Genomic DNA, 13,411 nt, shown 5'->3' with positions numbered 1-13,411 from the left:
TCCTGCTCGTCGGCCCACCTGCCGTGGGTCGCGGAGGACTCCAGCCTAGGTCGCGGGTATCGTGCTGCGAGCCGCAAGGTCCTCACGCCGGCTGCCTGCCGGGGGGCCGATCCCCAACTGGAAGGCACCGAGAGCGACATGGCACGAATCTTCGGCACTGACGGCGTGCGCGGGCTCGCCAACGGCGACGTCATCACCGCGGACTTCGCCCTCTCCCTCGCACAGGCCGCGGCCGTCGTCCTGCGACGGCGCGACCACGAGCACGGGCACCGCCCCCGCGCCGTCGTCGGCCGCGACCCGCGGGCCTCCGGTGAGTTCCTCTCCGCCGCCGTCGTCGCCGGGCTCGCCTCGGCCGGCGTTGACGTCTACGACGCGGGCGTCCTGCCGACCCCGGCGATCGCCTACCTCACCGCCGACACCGACGCCGACTTCGGGGTCATGCTCTCGGCGTCGCACAACGCGATGCCCGACAACGGCATCAAGTTCTTCGCCCGGGGCGGGCACAAGCTGCCCGACGCCGTCGAGGACGAGATCGAGGCCCGCATGGGCCAGGAGCCGCTGCGCCCGACCGGCGCCGAGGTCGGCCGCGTCCAGGTCATGGCCGACGGCGGGGCGCGCTACATCCGCCACCTCCTCCTCGCGGTCCCCGGCTCGCTCGAGGGCCTCACGGTCGTCCTCGACGCGGCGCACGGGGCGGCGAGCGAGGTCTCGCCCGAGGTCTTCCGCCTCGCCGGCGCGACGGTGCACGTCATCGGCGCCAGCCCGGACGGGCTCAACATCAACGACGGCTACGGCTCGACCCACCTCGAGCAGCTGCAGGAGGCCGTCGTCACCCACGGCGCCGATCTCGGCATCGCCCACGACGGCGACGCCGACCGCTGCCTCGCGGTCGACGCGACGGGTCAGGTCGTCGACGGCGACCAGATCATGGCGGTGCTCGCGATCGCGCTCAAGGAGCGCGGCCGGCTCGCCGACGACACGCTCGTCGCGACCGTCATGAGCAACCTCGGTCTGCTCAACGCCATGCGCGAGGCCGGCATCGCCGTGAAGCAGACCGGCGTCGGCGACCGCTACGTCCTCGAGGAGATGCGCCGCGGCAGCTACTCGCTCGGCGGCGAGCAGTCCGGGCACGTCATCATGCTCGACCACGGCACGACCGGCGACGGCGTGCTCACCGGTCTGATGATCGCCGCGCAGGTGGCCGCGACCGGGCGCCCGCTCGCCGAGCTGGCCTCCGTCATGACCCGGCTGCCCCAGGTGCTCATCAACGTCGGGGGCGTCGACAAGTCCCGCGTCGACACCGACGAGGGCGTGCGCAGCGCGGTGCAGGAGCACGAGGCGGGCCTCGCCGGCTCGGGTCGTGTCCTCATGCGCAAGTCCGGCACCGAGCCGCTCGTGCGCGTCATGGTCGAGGCCCCGACGCAGGAGCACGCGCAGCAGGTCGGCGAGGCGCTCGCCGGGGTCGTGCGGGAGCGCCTCGCGCTCTGACCCTGGGGGTCGGGGCGGCTGCCCCGGGCCCGGTCAGACGTGCTGCTGCAGCAGCCCGCTGTCGACGTCGTAGATGAAGCCGCCGACGCGCACGCGCCCGGCGACGAGGGGGTGCGCGCGCACCGCGGCGACGTCCTGGCGCAGCGTCTGCACCTGGTCGGTGACGACGTTGAAGGCCTGCCACGACGCGTCCATGCCGGCCGAGGCGGCGACGGCCTCGCGCAGCTGCTCCTCCGTCGAGGAGGCGACCGCGCACCGCGTGTGCGGCACGACGAGGACGCGCTCGACCCCGAGCAGGTGCACGGCGAGGACGATCGCCTCGAGCGCGGCGGCGGTGACCCGCCCGCCGGGGTTGCGGAAGATCTTCGCGTCGCCGGGGGACAGGCCGAGCATCCCCAGGGGGTCGATGCGGCTGTCCATGCACGTGACCACGGCGACGCCGGCCCGGGCCACGCCGTCGAAGCCGGCGAGGGCGAAGTCCTCGGCGAAGTCGCGGTTGGCCTGGAGGAGGTCGTCGAAGGCGTGGTCGGTCGCGCCGAGGTCGACAGGGCTGGTGCTCATGCTCTCTTGCGTCACGGCACCAGCCTACGACCGGCAGGATGGCCCCATGGAGCGATACCCCGTCATCCCGCCCGCCGATCTCGCCGCCCGGCTGCCCGCCGGCTTCCGACTGGGAGCCGCGACCGCGTCGTACCAGATCGAGGGGGCGGTGGACGAAGGGGGACGTGGCCCCTCCATCTGGGACACCTTCAGCCACACCCCGGGCATGATCATGGGCGGCGACACCGGCGACGTCGCGTGCGACCACTACCACCGGTGGGAGAGCGACGTCGAGCTCGTCGCCGACCTCGGTCTCGACGCCTACCGCCTCTCCGTCGCCTGGCCGAGGGTCGTGCCGACCGGCTCGGGAGCGGTCAGCCAGGAGGGGCTCGACTTCTACAAGCGGGTGCTCACCGGTCTGCGCGAGCGCGACGTCGACACCGTCGTCACGCTCTACCACTGGGACCTGCCGCAGCCGCTCGAGGACGCGGGCGGCTGGCCGGTGCGCGAGACCGCCGAGCGCTTCGCCGAGTACGCCGGGGTGCTGGCCCGCGAGCTCGGCGACCTCGTCGGCACGTGGACGACCCTCAACGAGCCGTGGGTGTCGGCCTTCCTCGGCTACGCCTCCGGCGTGCACGCGCCGGGTCGCACGGAGCCGGCCGCCGCGCTCGCCGCCGCCCACCACCTCAACCTCGGCCACGGCCTCGCCGCCCGGGCGATCCGCGCCGAGCTCGGCGACGACGCGTCGGTCATGGTCACCCTCAACCACCACGCGATCCGCCCGGCCGACCCGAGCAGCGCGGCCGACGTCGACGCCGCCCGCCGGCTCGACGCCGTCGGCAACCGGATCTTCACCGGGCCGATGCTGCGCGGCGCCTACCCGCAGGACCTCTTCGAGGACACCGCCCACGTCACCGACTGGTCCTTCGTGCGCGACGGAGACGAGGCGCTCGCGCACGTGCCGGTGAGCGCGCTCGGCATCAACTACTACACGCCGACGATCGTGCGCGGTCTCGCCGAGGGCGAGGAGCCGAGCAGCAGCGGCGGCCACGGCGAGGGCTCCGCGACCCCGTGGGTCGGGGCGACCGGCGTCGACTTCGTCGAGCCCGAGGGGGAGCGCACCCGGATGGGGTGGCTCGTCGAGCCGTCGGCGCTGTCGGGCATGCTGCGCCGCCTGCGCGACGACTTCCCCGGTCTGCCGCTGATCATCACGGAGAACGGCGCCGCCTACGAGGACGAGGTGAGCACCGACGAGGACGGCGGCCGTGCCGTCCACGACCTCGACCGCACGAGCTACTACTCGGGGCACGTCAGCGCCGTCGCGGACGCGATCGACGACGGGGTCGACGTGCGGGCCTACTTCGCCTGGTCGCTGCTCGACAACTTCGAGTGGGCCTTCGGCTACGACCGCCGCTTCGGGGTCGTCCACGTCGACTTCGAGACCCAGGAGCGCACGCCGAAGGACTCGGCGCTGTGGCTGCGGGACCTCGCGAGGTCGCACCGCGACCGGCGCTGAGGAGGTGAGGAGGGCCCGGCGGCCACGGCCGCCGGGCCCTCTCGCGTGGGCTCGTCCCCCCTTCGTGCGTCGACCGGGTTACCGGATCGTTACGGCTGAGTTGGGGCGATTCCGTGGCGCACCTCCTGCGGTGAGCGGTTCACTGTCACCGCAGGTCTGCGGGGGAGTCGGCTCGCCGCGTGGACCGCTCGACCACCTGTGGTCGGTGGCGCCGTCGAGGTCCGTCGGTGCGACGAAGAGCAAAGGGATCCACATGTCCTTCAACACCTCGCGCCGGGCGCGCGCCTCGGTCGGCATCGCCGCGCTCGCGGTCGTCGGCCTCGCAGCCTGCGGCGGGTCGTCCTCCACGGAGGAGAGCGGCGCCGCCATGGACACCACGGACTACTCCAAGTGGTGCGACATGAAGTCCGAGCTCCAGGGCAAGACCGTCTCCATCTACACCTCGATCGTCACCCCCGAGGACGCCCCGCACAAGGAGTCCTACAAGGAGTTCGAGGAGTGCACCGGCATCACCATCAAGTACGAGGGTGACAAGGACTTCGAGAAGAACCTCCCGCAGCGCGCCCAGAGCGGCAACCTGCCTGACATCGCCTTCATCCCGCAGCCGGGCCTGCTCGCGACGATGGCCGACACCGGCAAGATGGTCCCCGCCCCCGAGTCGACCGCGAAGATGGTCGACGAGCACTTCGGCGAGGACTGGAAGAAGTACGGCACGGTCGGCGACACCTTCTTCGCCGCCCCGCTCGGAGCCAACGTCAAGAGCTACGTCTGGTACTCCCCGAAGACCTTCACCGACAAGGGCTACGAGGTCCCCGAGACCTGGGACGACCTCATGACCCTCACCGAGAAGATCGCGGCCGACGACTCCAGCGCCAAGCCCTGGTGCGCCGGCTTCGGCTCGGGCACCGCCACTGGCTGGCCGGGCACGGACTGGCTCGAGGACACCCTCCTGCGCACGGCGGACTCCGAGACCTACGACAAGTGGGTCGCGCACGAGATCCCCTTCAACGACCCGAAGGTCGCCGAGGCCCTCGCCGCGGACGCGAAGATCCTCAAGGAGAGCAAGTACGTCAACGGCGGCTTCGGCGACGTGAAGTCGATCGCCACGACGACCTTCCAGGACGGCGGCCAGCCGATCCTGAAGAACAAGTGCTACATGCACCGTCAGGCGTCCTTCTACGCCGCCAACTGGCCCAAGGGCACGAAGGTGGCCGAGGACGGCGACGTGTGGGCCTTCTACCTGCCGAGCAACGGCGAGGAGAAGCCGGTCCTCGGTGGTGGCGAGTTCGTCGCCGCCTTCCGTGACGCCCCCGAGGTCAAGGCCTTCCAGACCTTCCTCGCCTCGCCCGACTGGGCCAACGCCAAGGCCAAGGCCACGACGAGCGGCGGCTGGGTCAGCGCCAACAAGGGTCTCGACCCGAAGAACCTCGTCAGCCCCCTCGACCAGCAGTCCGCGGAGATCCTCCAGGACCCGAAGGCTGTCTTCCGCTTCGACGGCTCGGACATGATGCCCAGCGCCGTCGGTGCCGGCACCTTCTGGTCGGAGATGACCAACTGGATCAACGGTCAGGACGACAAGACCACCCTCGACAACATCGAGAAGTCCTGGCCCTCCAGCTGATCTGACGTCGCCCTGATGCCTCGGCGGGCGGGTGCCCACCCGCCCGCCGAGGCATCGTCATCCCCGCACCAAAGGAGGTGCCCGTGCTCCACGCCCTGATCCTGCCCGCGGCCACGGCCGGAGAGACGTCCGGCAAGTTCGTCACCATGCTCGTCGGCCTGGCGGTCTTCGGTGCCGTCTTCCTCGGCATCCTGCTGCTCGCATCGGTCTTCAAGGGGCGGGTGGGCGAGCGCGTCCAGGCCGCCGCCTTCGTCGGGCCGACGCTTCTCTTCATCGCGATCGGCCTGATCTACCCGGCGATCCTCACGATCCGCCGGTCCTTCTACAACGGCAAGTTCTTCGACATCAACTTCGGCGGGTACACCTCGAGCAAGCCCGAGTTCGTCGGCTTCGAGAACTTCGCCAAGCTGTGGACGACGCCCGGTCTGCCCGAGGTCATCCGCAACACCTTCCTCTGGGTCATCCTCGTGCCGCTCGTCGCGACCGCCTTCGGCCTGCTCTACGCGGTGCTCGTCGACCGGGCGAGGGGCGAGGCCGTCGCCAAGGCGCTCATCTTCATGCCGATGGCGATCTCCATGGTCGGCGCGACCCTCATCTGGAAGTTCGTCTACAGCTACAACGGCGGCGGCGACACCCAGATCGGTCTCATCAACGCGATCCTCAACGCCGTCGGGCTGCCGATGGTCGACTTCCTGCGGGCTCCCGACGGGGCGATCCCGACGAACACCCTGGCCCTCATCGTCATCATGATCTGGATCCAGGCCGGCTTCGCGATGACGATCCTCTCGGCGGCCATCAAGGGCATCCCCGACGACATCATCGAGGCCGCGAAGATGGACGGCGTCTCGGGCATGAAGCTCTTCCGCTTCATCACCCTGCCGAGCATCCGCCCCTCGATCGTCGTCGTGCTCACGACGATCTCGATCGCGACGCTCAAGGCCTTCGACATCGTCCAGGCCACCGACGGCGGCACGCAGGGCAACTCGGTGCTCGCCAACGAGTTCTACCGGCGCTCCTTCGTCACCCAGGAGCCCGGTCTCGGCGCGGCCATCGCGCTCGTCATCTTCCTGCTCGTCATGCCGATCATCATCTTCAACGTCATCCAGATGAGGAAGGACGCCTGATGAGCACCCTCACCCCCGCCATCGACCCGGCGGACACCCCGGACCCGAAGCACGCTTCTTCCGAGGCGGCCGGCCCGCGTCGGCGCAAGCGTGGCGGCGCCGCGGGCAACGCCGCCCGTGCGGTCACCTCGCCGTGGGGCTCCTTCTTCGCCGTCGTCCTCGCCATCGCGTGGACGACCCCGACGGTGGGCCTGCTCGTCACCTCCTTCCGCAACCAGGAGGACATCCAGAGCACCGGCTGGTGGTCGGCCCTGTGGAACGGCGGCTTCACGCTGCAGAACTACAAGGACGTCCTCGGCGGCGGCGCGGAGATGCCGGTGTCGATGACGGACTTCGTCATCAACTCCATCGTCATCGCGATCCCGTCGGTCATGCTGCCGCTGCTCCTCGCCTCGCTCGCGGCGTACGCCTTCGCGTGGATGGACTTCCCCTTCAAGAACGCGCTCTTCGTCGCGGTCTTCGCGCTGCAGATCGTGCCGCTGCAGATCGCCCTGCTGCCGCTGGTGCAGATGTACCAGCAGATCAAGATCGGCAGCTGGACGATGGGCGGGTCCTTCTGGGCGCTGTGGATCTCGCACGCGATCTTCGCGCTGCCGCTGGCGGTCTACCTGCTGCACAACTTCATGAAGGACATCCCGGCCTCGCTCATCGAGGCGGCCCGCGTCGACGGCGCCGGGCACGTGCGGATCTTCTTCAAGATCATGCTGCCGCTCATGGCCCCGGCGCTCGCGTCCTTCGGCATCTTCCAGTTCCTGTGGGTCTGGAACGACCTGCTCGTCGCGATCACGATGCTCGGCGGCTCGCCGGACCGGGCGCCGCTGACGATGGAGCTCAACCAGATCTCGGGCACCCTCGGTGGCCGCTGGTACCTCCTGTCGGCCGCGGCGTTCATCTCGATGGCGCTGCCGGTGATCGTCTTCCTCGCCCTCCAGCGCTACTTCGTCCGCGGCCTGCTGGCCGGTGGCACGAAGGGCTGACCCGGGCTCGACCGAAGACGGCCGGTACCCCCTTCGGGTGCCGGCCGTCTCGCGTGCGGTGGGCGCCCGTGACCCGCTCAGCATGACTAACCCCGGCTCGGCACGAGTTTCTTACTCATGCGAAGCCGGGGTTTATCGGGTCACCCGAGAAACGTGTGACGCGTGAGGTCGTGGGCGAAGGGGGGGAGGGGGGCGAAGGGGGTCAGAGCTCGGAGCGGTCGGGGGCGTAGGCGCCGGGGCGGCCGACGGTGATCGCGCTCGTCGTCAGCGCCCGGTCCAGGGCCGGGGCGAGGGCGGCCTCGTCCGCGGCGTGCAGGGCCTCGCGGGTGGCGGGACCGAGCAGACCCGCGTCGAGCAGGCCCGAGAGCAGCCCGGCCATGAAGGAGTCGCCCGCGCCGACGGTGTCGGCCACCTCGGGCGCTCGGGTGGGGGCCGAGCCGGACGCCCCGGACGCCGCCCGCCAGACCACGCCGTCTGCCCCGCGGGTGATGACGACGAGACCGGCGCCGAGTCCGAGCCAGCGGGTCATGACGTCGTCGAGGTCGACGTCGCCGTAGAGCTCGCGGACGTCCTCGTCGCTGCCCTTGACGACGTCGGAGAGGGCGATGACCTCCTCGACGCCGATGCGGTGGTCGCCCTCGCCGACGACGGCGGGGCGGATGTTCGGGTCGTAGGAGATGCTCGCGGCCTCGCGCCGCTCCCGCACGAGCGCGACGACGTCGACCGCACCGGGCTCCAGGACGGTCGCCAGCGACCCCGTGTGCACGTGCCCGGCCTCGCCGAGGCCGTCGAGCGTCGGGTCCCACTCGATCTCGAAGGTGTACGTCGCCGAGCCGTCGGGCGCGAGCAGCGCCTGAGCGGTCGAGGTGCGCCCGGGCCGCACGGTGCCGTGGCTGAGCTCGACGCCGTGCCCGGTGACGTGCTCGACGACGACGTCGCCGCGCTCGTCGTCACCGACGCACGCGGCGAGGACCGTCGGGTGGCCCAGCCGGGCCAGGCCCATCGCGACGTTGGCCGGGCTGCCGCCGACGTGCTCGGAGCGAGCCCCGTCGCGGTCGACGACGTCGACGAGCGCCTCGCCGACCACGAGCACCCGGTGCACGGCGCTCAGCCCTGCGAGGACGGGCCGAGAGCGGAGTACTGCTCGACCTTCGTCAGGCGGTGGTGGCCCTCGATGGTGCGGATCGTGCCCGAGCGGCTGCGCATGACGAGCGAGTGCGTCACCGCGCCACCGCCGCGGTAGCGCACCCCGCGCAGCAGCGAGCCGTCGGTGATGCCGGTAGCGACGAAGAAGCAGTTGTCGGTGCGCACGAGGTCATCGGTCGTGAGGACCGCGTCGAGGTCGTGCCCGGCGTCGATCGCGCGCTGGCGCTCCTCGTCGTCGACCGGCGCGAGACGGCCCTGGATGATGCCGCCGAGGCACTTGATGGCGCAGGCCGTGATGATGCCCTCGGGGGTGCCGCCGATGCCGAGGAGCAGGTCGACGCCGCTGTCGGAGCGGGCGGCGGTGATCGCCCCCGCGACGTCGCCGTCCGAGATGAACTGGATGCGGGCGCCGGCGTCGCGCACCTCGCGGGCGAGCGCCTCGTGGCGGGGGCGGTCGAGCATGACGACCGTGACGTCCTCGACGTCGGACCCCTTCGCCTTGGCCACGCGGCGCACGTTCTCCGCGACGGGCAGGCGGATGTCGACGACGTCGGCGGCCTCGGGGCCGGTGACGAGCTTGTCCATGTAGAAGACGGCGCTCGGGTCGTACATGCTGCCGCGGTCGGCGACGGCGAGCACGGAGACCGCGTTGGGCATCCCCTTCGCCGTGAGGGTCGTGCCGTCGATCGGGTCGACCGCGACGTCGCACTCGGGGCCGGTGCCGTCGCCGACCTCCTCGCCGTTGTAGAGCATCGGGGCGTCGTCCTTCTCGCCCTCGCCGATGACGACGGTGCCGCGCATCTGCACGGTCGAGATCATCGCGCGCATCGCCTCGACGGCGGCGCCGTCGGCGAGGTTCTTCTCGCCGAAGCCGACCCAGCGGCCTCCGGCCATCGCGGCGGCCTCGGTCACCCGGACGAGCTCGAGGGCCAGGTTGCGGTCGGGGGTCGTCGTCGGGCTCATCGGCCGGTCCTCACTGTCGTGGCGCGTCGTCGTGCGGGCGCGGGGCGCCTGCGCCGAGCCTATCGAGGGCGCGGGGGTGGGGGTGCACCCGACCACGGGTGGTCGGCGCGGTCAGGTCGGGATGCGACAATCTCGAGCATGAGTCAGAGCTCGGTCAGCCACTACGCGAAGGGGTCGGTGGCCAACGTCATCCGCTCCCTGCTCGTCGTCGGCGGGCTCACCGCGGTGATCTTCTTCGCCGTCGCCCGCACGAGCTCGGTGACCGCCGAGCAAGTCGACGTCGTCGCCGCCGCCGAGCAGCGCGCCCAGCAGTCGGGGGTCCCGTACGAGTACGCGGAGGACCTGCCGGAGGGGTGGACGCCGGTCTCGCAGCGCTTCGTGCGCAGCAAGGACGACGTGCAGATGTGGAGCGCGACGTGGACGACGCCGGACGGCGCGTACGTCGCCGTTCAGCAGGCCGTCGACGCGACCGACTCATGGGTCGACACCCAGACCAACAACGGCGCCCGGGTCGGCACGGTGACCACGGACGACGGCACCACCTGGGTCAAGCGCGACCGCGAGGGCAAGGTTCAGCGCAGCCTCGTCGACCGCCAGGAGGGCACGGGCGAGCTGACGACGCTCGTCACCGGCACGGGGACCTTCGAGCAGCTCGAGACCTTCGCCGACCACCTCGTCGCGGCCCCCGTCAACCGCTGACCCACCCGCGGGGCGCGAGCGCCCCGACGGCCGAGCGACCCGCTCAGTCCTGCTCGGCGTCCTGCGCCGACCCGGCATCGTCCGACCCGTCCTCGCCGAGGCTGCGCTCGGCGCGGTCGAGCCACGTCGTGCAATGCGCGGCGAGCTCCTCGCCGCGCTGCCACAGCCGCATCGACTCCTCGAGCCCGCTGCGCCCGGACTCGAGCGTCGCGACGAGGGCGACGAGCTCGTCGCGGGCCTCCTCGTAGCTCAGCTCGGCCACCGGGCGGGGCTCGGTCTGCTCCTGGCTCATGGCGGCCACCCTACGACCCGCCACCGACGGCCTCGACGGCGAAGTCGCCGTCGCCGACGGTGACCCGCAGCAGCTCGCCGGCCTCGACGTCTCCGCGCGACTGGACGACCGCGCCGCCGCGGTGCTGGACGATCGCGTACCCCCGGTCGAGCGTCGACTGCGGGGACAGCACCCGGGCCTGGGCCCGCAGGTGGGCCACGCGGTCGCGCTCGCGGTGCAGCATCGACTCCGTCCGCGAGCGGGCGCGGTGCTGCAGCGTCGCGACGACCTCGCGCTGGGCCCGCACGAGCGCGGTCCGGTCGGCGAGCACCGGCCGCGACGTCAGCTGCACGAGCGCACGGCGCTCGCGGTCGAGGCTGCTGCGTGCCTGCCCGCGCATCCGGCTCAGGGCGGTCGCGACCGTGCGCAGCTCGGCGTCGTGGTCGGGGCAGACGAGCGAAGCGGCGTCGGTCGGGGTCGAGGCGCGCACGTCGGCGACGAGGTCGAGCAGGGGACGGTCGACGTCATGGCCGATCGCGCTCACCACGGGGGTGCGGGCCGCGCTCACCGCGCGCAGCATCGACTCGTTGCTGAAGGGCAGGAGGTCCTCGACCGCCCCGCCGCCCCGAGCGATGACGACGACGTCGACCTCGGGCATCGCGTCGAGCGCCCGGAGCGCCTCGACGACGTCGGTCACGGCCTGCGCGCCCTGCACCGCCACCTGCCGGATCTCGAAGTCGAGCCCCGGCCACCGGCGGTGGGCGTTCTCGACGACGTCGCGCTCGGCCGCGCTGGCCCGCCCGCAGACGAGCCCCACGCGGCGGGGCAGGAAGGGCAACGGCTGCTTGCGGTCGGCGTCGAAGAGCCCCTCGGCGGCGAGGTGCTGACGCAGGTACTCGACGCGGGCGAGCAGCTCGCCGATGCCGACGGGACGGATCTGGCGCACGTCCATCGACAGCGACCCGCGCTGGCTCCAGTAGCTCGGCTTGGCCTGGACGACGACGCGGGCGCCCTGGCTCAGCGGGGTCGCCATCGCGTCCAGCGCGGTGACGCGCACGGAGCACGACAACGACATGTCGACGTCCGGGTCGCGCAGGGTGAGGTAGGCGGTCCGGGCGCCGGGCCGCCGGGTCAGCTGGACGACCTGGCCCTCGACCCAGGTGACCGACATCCGCTCGACGTAGTCCTGGATCTTCATCGACAGCACGCGCACCGGCCACGGCTGCTCGGCCGTCGTGTCGGCAGCCTTCTCCGGCAGGGCGCTCATGGGGGTCACTGTAGGTCGCACCGGTGACGACGCCCGGGCGGGCGGACGACTGGGCCGGGCGAAGGGGGGCGTGGCAGGGTGGCCGCTCATGACCCCTTCGCCCGAGCAGCCCGAGCAGACCGAGCAGCCCCGCGACCCCGCCGGCGGGGTCGTCGTCCGCGAGGCCGCCCTCGAGGACGTGCCGACGATCGTCGCGATGCTCGTCGACGACCCGCTGGGGCAGTCCCGTGAGGACCCCGCAGACCTCGCGCCGTACGACGCCGCCTTCGTGCGGATCGCCGGCGACCCCGGCGAGGTGCTCGTCGTCGCCGAGCTCGACGGGCAGGTCGTCGGCACCCTCCAGCTCTCCGTCCTGCCGTCGCTGTCGCGGCGGGGTGCGCTGCGCGGCCAGCTCGAAGGGGTCCGCGTCGCCGCCGACATGCGCGGCGCCGGGGTGGGGGAGCAGCTCGTGCGGTGGGCCCTGGAGCGGGCCCGCGCCGAGGGGTGCGAGCTCGTCCAGCTCACCTCCGACAGCAGCCGGACGGGTGCGCGCCGCTTCTACGAGCGCCTCGGCTTCACCGCGAGCCACGTGGGGATGAAGCTCGCGCTGCGGTAGGGCGCCCTTGCCGTCTCGGCCACCGCCGCACAGAGTCCGCCCAGGGCGCTCGCCTACGATGAGCACATGTCTGACAGCCCGCGCGTCCTGCTCGCCGCCCCCCGTGGCTACTGCGCCGGCGTCGACCGCGCCGTCGTCGCGGTGGAGAAGGCCCTCGAGCTCTACGGCCCGCCCGTGTACGTCCGCAAGGAGATCGTGCACAACAAGCACGTCGTGACGACGCTGGAGAAGCGCGGCGCGATCTTCGTCGACGAGACCGGCGAGGTGCCCGAGGGTGCGACCGTCGTCTTCTCGGCACACGGCGTCGCCCCGGTCGTCCACGAGGAGGCCAAGGCCCTGTCGCTGAAGACGATCGACGCGACCTGCCCGCTCGTGACGAAGGTCCACCGCGAGGCCGTCCGCTTCGCCGCCGACGACTTCGACATCCTCCTCATCGGCCACGAGGGCCACGAGGAGGTCATCGGCACCTCGGGCGAGGCGCCCGAGCACATCACCCTCGTCGACGGGCCCGATCACGTCGCCGAGATCGAGGTCCGCGACCCGGAGAAGGTCGTCTGGCTCTCGCAGACCACCCTCTCGGTCGACGAGACGATGGAGACGGTGCGCCGCCTGCGCGAGAAGTTCCCCGCGCTGCAGGACCCGCCGAGCGACGACATCTGCTACGCCACCCAGAACCGCCAGCTCGCCGTGAAGCAGATGGCCGCGCAGTGCGACCTCATGATCGTCGTCGGCTCGCGCAACTCGAGCAACTCCGTGCGTCTCGTCGAGGTGGCCCTCGAGCACGGCACCCGTGACGGGCACCTCGTCGACTACGCCGAAGAGATCGACCCGGTGTGGTTCGAGGGCGTGCGCACCGTCGGCGTCACCTCCGGCGCCTCCGTGCCCGAGATCCTCGTGCGCGACGTCCTCGCACTGCTCGCCGAGCACGGCTACGCCGACGTCGAGCCGGTCGTCGCCGCGGAGGAGAGCCTGCTCTTCGCCCTGCCGATGGAGCTGCGCCGTGACCTCAAGGCGGCCGGCATGGACGACAAGATGCGCCATGACGCCGGCTCCCTCGAGGACGCCGGTCAGCTGCGCTGACCTGCTCAGGCAGTGGCCTGACCTGCGCAGACACCCGGGCGAAGGGGGCGGATTCTGACCCCCCGTCGTCGACCCCTCTCAGCCGACTCCCAGGCGTAACGTCCCCCTCGGTGCTCGACGCGAC

13 protein-coding genes are annotated in these 13,411 nt (G+C 71.8%); 8 read left to right on the top strand and 5 right to left on the bottom strand.

Annotation, left to right across the window (positions count from 1 at the left end; all coding sequences use genetic code 11):
• The first annotated feature begins 138 nt into the window (after positions 1–138).
• Positions 139–1,488: a phosphoglucosamine mutase gene (gene glmM / locus LIV55_RS05435; protein WP_123092216.1), complete on the top strand. Its 1,350-nt coding sequence runs from the start codon at positions 139–141 to the stop codon at positions 1,486–1,488.
• 33 nt (positions 1,489–1,521) lie between these two features.
• On the opposite strand, the gene LIV55_RS05430 is transcribed toward glmM, so the two are convergent.
• Positions 1,522–2,049 carry a beta-class carbonic anhydrase gene (locus tag LIV55_RS05430; RefSeq protein ID WP_068277218.1) on the bottom strand — a complete coding sequence of 176 codons (528 nt, stop codon included), beginning with the start codon at positions 2,047–2,049 and terminating at the stop codon, positions 1,522–1,524.
• A 46-nt stretch (positions 2,050–2,095) separates the two neighbouring features.
• Between LIV55_RS05430 and LIV55_RS05425 the strand changes: the two genes are divergently transcribed.
• The 4 genes from LIV55_RS05425 (at position 2,096) to LIV55_RS05410 (ending at position 7,266) form a co-directional block, all read left to right on the top strand.
• Positions 2,096–3,544, top strand: a complete 1,449-nt coding sequence (locus tag LIV55_RS05425; protein WP_229299449.1) for a GH1 family beta-glucosidase — start codon at positions 2,096–2,098, stop codon at positions 3,542–3,544.
• 253 nt (positions 3,545–3,797) lie between these two features.
• Positions 3,798–5,165 (top strand): ABC transporter substrate-binding protein, encoded by a 1,368-nt coding sequence (locus LIV55_RS05420; protein WP_123092214.1) that lies wholly within the window; start codon positions 3,798–3,800, stop codon positions 5,163–5,165.
• Positions 5,166–5,248: 83 nt separating this feature from the next.
• The gene (locus LIV55_RS05415; protein ID WP_308012874.1) at positions 5,249–6,289 is read left to right on the top strand and encodes a carbohydrate ABC transporter permease; all 1,041 of its coding nucleotides are present in this window, start codon (positions 5,249–5,251) and stop codon (positions 6,287–6,289) included.
• Complete coding sequence (locus tag LIV55_RS05410) at positions 6,289–7,266, top strand: carbohydrate ABC transporter permease (RefSeq protein WP_229299448.1); 978 nt, start codon at positions 6,289–6,291, stop codon at positions 7,264–7,266. Before LIV55_RS05415 ends, LIV55_RS05410 begins: the two co-directional genes overlap by 1 nt.
• A gap of 202 nt (positions 7,267–7,468) precedes the next feature.
• Here the strand turns inward: LIV55_RS05410 and LIV55_RS05405 are convergent, their stop codons facing one another.
• Both LIV55_RS05405 and glpX read right to left on the bottom strand, forming a co-directional pair.
• Positions 7,469–8,368 carry a carbohydrate kinase family protein gene (locus tag LIV55_RS05405; protein ID WP_229299446.1) on the bottom strand — a complete coding sequence of 300 codons (900 nt, stop codon included), beginning with the start codon at positions 8,366–8,368 and terminating at the stop codon, positions 7,469–7,471.
• A 5-nt stretch (positions 8,369–8,373) separates the two neighbouring features.
• Positions 8,374–9,375: a class II fructose-bisphosphatase gene (gene glpX / locus LIV55_RS05400; RefSeq protein ID WP_229299444.1), complete on the bottom strand. Its 1,002-nt coding sequence runs from the start codon at positions 9,373–9,375 to the stop codon at positions 8,374–8,376.
• A 138-nt stretch (positions 9,376–9,513) separates the two neighbouring features.
• On the opposite strand from glpX, the gene LIV55_RS05395 reads away from it, so the two are divergent.
• Positions 9,514–10,074 (top strand): DUF4245 family protein, encoded by a 561-nt coding sequence (locus LIV55_RS05395; RefSeq protein WP_068277231.1) that lies wholly within the window; start codon positions 9,514–9,516, stop codon positions 10,072–10,074.
• Between the two features lie 43 nt (positions 10,075–10,117).
• Here the strand turns inward: LIV55_RS05395 and LIV55_RS05390 are convergent, their stop codons facing one another.
• Together LIV55_RS05390 and xseA are read right to left on the bottom strand one after the other, a co-directional pair.
• Positions 10,118–10,366, bottom strand: a complete 249-nt coding sequence (locus LIV55_RS05390; protein ID WP_229299441.1) for an exodeoxyribonuclease VII small subunit — start codon at positions 10,364–10,366, stop codon at positions 10,118–10,120.
• Between the two features lie 10 nt (positions 10,367–10,376).
• Complete coding sequence (gene xseA, locus LIV55_RS05385) at positions 10,377–11,612, bottom strand: exodeoxyribonuclease VII large subunit (RefSeq protein WP_191681724.1); 1,236 nt, start codon at positions 11,610–11,612, stop codon at positions 10,377–10,379.
• Positions 11,613–11,700: 88 nt separating this feature from the next.
• Here xseA and LIV55_RS05380 point away from each other — a divergent pair, with 88 nt between their 5' ends.
• Both LIV55_RS05380 and LIV55_RS05375 read left to right on the top strand, forming a co-directional pair.
• Entirely contained in the window at positions 11,701–12,207 is a 507-nt protein-coding gene (locus LIV55_RS05380; protein WP_229299439.1) for a GNAT family N-acetyltransferase, read from the top strand.
• Positions 12,208–12,273: 66 nt separating this feature from the next.
• Positions 12,274–13,287 carry a 4-hydroxy-3-methylbut-2-enyl diphosphate reductase gene (locus LIV55_RS05375; protein ID WP_229299438.1) on the top strand — a complete coding sequence of 338 codons (1,014 nt, stop codon included), beginning with the start codon at positions 12,274–12,276 and terminating at the stop codon, positions 13,285–13,287.
• The last annotated feature ends 124 nt before the right edge of the window (positions 13,288–13,411 follow it).

This window comes from Janibacter melonis (assembly GCF_020567375.1).
GTDB lineage: Bacteria > Actinomycetota > Actinomycetes > Actinomycetales > Dermatophilaceae > Marihabitans > Marihabitans melonis.
The sequence above is the reverse complement of the archived record's forward strand: the minus strand, read 5'-3'. Positions and strand labels throughout refer to the sequence as shown.